The sequence below is a fragment of the Vibrio sp. 03-59-1 genome (assembly GCF_013114135.1).
GTDB classification, from domain to species: domain Bacteria; phylum Pseudomonadota; class Gammaproteobacteria; order Enterobacterales; family Vibrionaceae; genus Vibrio; species Vibrio cortegadensis.
Window position 1 is genome coordinate 1 of sequence record NZ_VTYA01000086.1, and the last position, 868, is coordinate 868.

The 868-nt window shown below is 40.0% G+C and carries 1 protein-coding gene; it reads right to left on the minus strand.

Annotated features, from left to right (window positions below):
- Positions 1-315: 315 nt before the first annotated feature.
- Positions 316-750, minus strand: a complete 435-nt coding sequence (locus F0249_RS20045; protein ID WP_113797032.1) for a DUF2513 domain-containing protein — start codon at positions 748-750, stop codon at positions 316-318.
- Positions 751-868 lie beyond the last annotated feature (118 nt).

The following is an 868-nucleotide window of genomic DNA, read 5'->3' on the forward strand; positions in this document are numbered from 1 at the left end:
GCAAAATGAACTTGAGCCAGCAAACTTACTAACGAGGAGACTTGCGTGACGTTGCAGCTAATTAGCCGACAAACTTTCTACGTGCGATGGTCATTTTGATGGCATTTTTCACAAAAAGAACAGGTGTGTAGTTCGGACGCAGAACAAAGATAAACGGATAATTTAACCCTTTGAATCTTATGCAATATAACGCCGCGTTAAGTGGTGAGCAACGCTTCCACTTTACCTAAACCATTGTGCCGTAAACACTAAAGCCGAATCAAACCGAAAACACCAAGCGTTGGGAATCCGTCTTAAACGCTTTGTTATACAAATTTACGCCAACAATGCATCAAGTTTTTTAGTTAAGTAGTGCTCTAGTAATTTTTGGCTACCATCAAACAACACTCGGAACGGTGCATTTGTTAGTTCGGTCTTGAGTTTGTCCAACACTTCTTTATTGTTCAGCGCACTAGCGAAATCATGACCCTTTTGAGTTAACCTAATATCTCTTTCAACAATAGTTCCGCCAGACTTATTGTAGGAAATACCAAAAGTGTTCAGCGACTCAGAACGAAGATCTTTGTCACTAACTAAGCCATTTTCAACTAGCAACTGGGCATGAAAAATAAATTTCTCATCTAGTCCTTTACAGTCATCTGTATAGATTTTCACACCAGCGTTCTCAAATGCAGATAAGGTAATATGAGCCTTATTTGAATCTAGGAATACGCTAAGTAAGCTTGATATATATTGGACATCAATTCTCATAGTTACCTCATTTGTATAACGCCGCATTAAGGTGATGAGATGGTCTCCCCCTACCACTTCACATCGCTATCAGCCATGCTTGGAGTGTTCAGGTCCGAAGTAAAAGGAGAAGACCATG